We start from the raw sequence: 3,311 nt of genomic DNA on the forward strand, positions 1-3,311 counted from the left end.
GAGTCGGCAAACGAGAGACTGGAGTTATATCGATGAGGTGTACTTGAACCCTGAAAAGTGTGCAGCGTAATCATTCACGTTACTAAATTGTAAAAAAGACGACAACTTGCTTGAAAAACAGCGGAAATGACTGATCGGAATGCTCCGAAATACGCAAGCGCGTCTATTTCGTCTTTGTTTACCCAGGCATTGTCGATGATAACTTTGCATCCCGACTCTAAGATTGCTCTGACACAACGATGATAGCCATCGACTAACTGCGCATAATCATAACCGGCTCGGTCAATAGGTTTACCAACCATCATACATTTTAGGTCCGAAGGCGGTAATGCATAGAGAACGCTGTCTACACTAAAGTTCAAATACTGCGTTGCCAACAGTTCCTGTAACTCTTTTGCCAGACTCGTTTTTCCTGAGCTTCCAGTTCCATTAAACAAGATTACATCTGGATACATAGTAATTCCTTTTACCATATTGAGGCATAACGCCGCGTTAAGGGGTGAGTGCCGCACAAACCAACTTTCCGCAGACCACTTTCACCACAAAAATTACCGCATACCAAAAATGCCACGCGGCACGAATCCCTCTTTAACGCTTTGTTATGTTTAAGGCTCAAAGGGTTAAGTTTGCGATACCAATAGCTTACCTCGACTTACCTTTGCAAACCAAAACCAGACGCTAAAAAGCTGAATTAAATCATAATTTTGATTGTGCCGACTTTGAGTTATAACGTGAGAAATCGAAAATCTGGGGCTTTAACTTTGAAATCAAAATCACTTCACTCACCTCGCATACACTCTGGATTTCAATGAGGCAACTCTCTGAACTTTTTAGCGCCCACGAATTGGAGTCCAGAAAACAGCGACCGCTGAAGTTAACTTGCCGACAAGACCAAAATTAGAAATACGAAGGAACAAAGAAAAGATGCAACCAACTGATTTTACGTGACTAAACATAACGCCCGCTTAAGGGGCTGACAACGCTACTACTAAGTTTCCGCATAACACCGTAACCACAAAAATCAACGCATAGTAAAAATGCCACGCGTTGGAAGTCCCTCTTGAAGCGTTTGTTAGGTGCCTGAACACAATCGTCTTTTTGGCTCTGTTTCATGCAAGTATCGAGTAAAAGTATCTTTCGGACGCTCAAGGCCATTTTCGGCTAACACTCTTGAGGCCATACCTCGATGATTACTGCCATGCGTCAGTAAATGAAGCAAAATTTCTTCTATTGTTAACTGTCCAAAACCACCATCGATAAAACGGAAAATCACATTACGTTTGAGTTCGTCTACACTCACTGATTTTGTAAAATCAATAAGCCATGAGTCATGCTCATTTATTATTCGTCGTAACTCAGACAATGAAGGAGTCTCGACGGTATTGTCACCACTGTACTTTTCAGGCTCACCTAAAATACGACTGATAAAAAGACTATCCACGACCGTTGTGTGATTCAAAATCCGAACGAAAAAGGTCGCATCGTTTTCTGGTAACTGTGAAAATTGTTTTTCACCTAACTCAAGCAACTCATCGTTTGCCCATTTTTTATATTGAAACGCACTAGCAAACTGCATTTTTTCTCCACGATTTATTTCTTGAAAACTGATGATAACTGATTGGCACCTAACGCCCGCTTAAGGGGCAGCCAACGCTACTACCAACTTACCGCATAACACCGTAATCACAAAAACCAACGCATAGTAAAAATGCCGCGCGTTGGCTGTCCCTCTTGAAGCGTTTGTTATGCGTTTACTCAAAGATTTCATAGTAACGTTCAACATTTACCGTCACTTTGCCCCAGTTAGAAGCCTTAACTCTTTTTTGATGGCGCTCGAAAGCAGCTTTATCAGTGAACTCTTCATAAACGTCAAAACGAAGAGGATTCTCTGAATTTTCAGTGACGCTAAACGTAATACAACCAATCTCTTCTAGAGTAAGACGCTTATGGTTCACCAACTCATTTTTTACCAATTCAAGATCCGATTCAGGAACTAAAATAAAACCTTTTAATGTTACTTCTGACATGAATTCCCTCGTGACGCATAACGCCGCGTTAAGGGGTGAATGCCGCATAAACCAACTTTCCGCACACCACTTTCACCACCAAAACTCACTGCATACCAAAAATGCCACGCGGCATGAATCCCACTTGAACGCTTTGTTAGCTTAAATTTCGCCAACAATGGTTAAATAGCCACCAAAAATTACCATTAACCACAACGCTCCCCCCAGAGATAGCCACACATAGTTAAGCCAACTTAACTTTTTGTTGGTGTCACCAAACATATCATTTTGAGATTCATTAATAACCAACTGTATTTTGTAAAGAATTTGACACATAAAAGGAAAAAGCACCAAACTTACAAAAAAACTGTATGGTAATGCTATTTCATTCTCAGAAAGACGATCTGAAATTTGGCCAAGAATACTCAATAAAACATATTTTGTCGCATCCCATTCCAGTGATTTTGGCAAATCTCCTTGGGACGACAAACTTTCACTTTGGGTCACCTTAGAGCACAGTGAATGTAAGAAGAAAATAAAAAATATCGCTCGTGCTATAGGCCAAATTTTTTCACCGGAAGCTGCTCTGTATATAGACCAATTTTTATACATCCAATAAAACCCATAGAAACCTAGGGTTCCAATATACATTACCGTAAATTTTTTAGGTGATACTACATAGAATGAAACATCAGAACTTAGTTTATCCATTTTTATTACTACTCCTTTTATAAAAATTTATGCTAACGCCCGCCTAAGGGGCTGGCAACGCATTACCACTAAACTCAAACACAACAGCCGTAACCACCGCGGCTCAATGGGACTGGAAACGCTACGCGTTGACAGTCCCGCTTGAGGCGTTTGTTAGTTTCGTAGCCTATTGTTTCAAAATGACTTTTAACCACTTTTTCTTGAAAGGCATTTTACGCAAAAGCATCACGCAAACACACGTCCAACGCCAAAAGCCGTGACGTTGGCTGCCAAAACGTTAAGTGTCCGTGACAAAGAAAGCCAGATCACAGCGATGATTCAGCGATTTTGAAACCGCTGAACTTTCAACGCGTTCTACCAAATCAGCATCAGGAAAAACCAAAAGCCAAATTGTGCAGCTTGAACGATAAAGGCTGAATTTTCAGAACCTTGTGCGTGAATTTTTGATGATTTTTCCTGAGAGAAACTAACGCCCGGTTAAGGGGCAGACAACGCCACTACTAAGCTTCCGCATAACATCATAACCACAAAAGCCAACGCATAATAAAAATGCCACGCGTTGGCTGTCCCTCTTGAACCGTTTGTTATGTTTTA

At 40.9% G+C, this 3,311-nt stretch carries 8 protein-coding genes; all 8 read right to left on the reverse strand.

Going from position 1 to position 3,311, the window contains the following annotated elements:
• Positions 1 to 74: 74 nt before the first annotated feature.
• Positions 75 to 455, reverse strand: a complete 381-nt coding sequence (locus UF06_RS15845; RefSeq protein ID WP_052702568.1) for a hypothetical protein — start codon at positions 453 to 455, stop codon at positions 75 to 77.
• Positions 456 to 466: 11 nt separating this feature from the next.
• Positions 467 to 616 carry a DUF3265 domain-containing protein gene (locus tag UF06_RS28405; protein WP_082069725.1) on the reverse strand — a complete coding sequence of 50 codons (150 nt, stop codon included), beginning with the start codon at positions 614 to 616 and terminating at the stop codon, positions 467 to 469.
• Between the two features lie 456 nt (positions 617 to 1,072).
• On the reverse strand, positions 1,073 to 1,576 hold the full coding sequence (locus UF06_RS15850; protein WP_029189990.1) for a DinB family protein: 504 nt from the start codon (positions 1,574 to 1,576) through the stop codon (positions 1,073 to 1,075).
• Positions 1,577 to 1,751: 175 nt separating this feature from the next.
• A complete protein-coding gene (locus UF06_RS15855) occupies positions 1,752 to 2,027 on the reverse strand; it encodes an antibiotic biosynthesis monooxygenase (RefSeq protein WP_045571293.1) in 276 nt (91 codons plus the stop codon).
• Positions 2,015 to 2,182, reverse strand: coding sequence for a DUF3265 domain-containing protein (locus UF06_RS28410; RefSeq protein WP_139046384.1), 168 nt, complete (start codon positions 2,180 to 2,182; stop codon positions 2,015 to 2,017). Before UF06_RS28410 ends, UF06_RS15855 begins: the two co-directional genes overlap by 13 nt.
• Positions 2,169 to 2,717: a hypothetical protein gene (locus UF06_RS23195; protein ID WP_052702569.1), complete on the reverse strand. Its 549-nt coding sequence runs from the start codon at positions 2,715 to 2,717 to the stop codon at positions 2,169 to 2,171. The genes UF06_RS28410 and UF06_RS23195 overlap by 14 nt, the downstream gene beginning before the upstream one ends.
• A 277-nt stretch (positions 2,718 to 2,994) precedes the next feature.
• Positions 2,995 to 3,099 (reverse strand): hypothetical protein, encoded by a 105-nt coding sequence (locus UF06_RS28415; RefSeq protein ID WP_312845861.1) that lies wholly within the window; start codon positions 3,097 to 3,099, stop codon positions 2,995 to 2,997.
• Between the two features lie 84 nt (positions 3,100 to 3,183).
• Positions 3,184 to 3,311 (reverse strand): DUF3265 domain-containing protein (locus tag UF06_RS24685; RefSeq protein WP_226980411.1); only part of this gene is annotated, 128 nt, incomplete at its 5' end.

This window comes from Vibrio sp. S234-5, assembly GCF_000960595.1.
Lineage (GTDB): Bacteria > Pseudomonadota > Gammaproteobacteria > Enterobacterales > Vibrionaceae > Vibrio.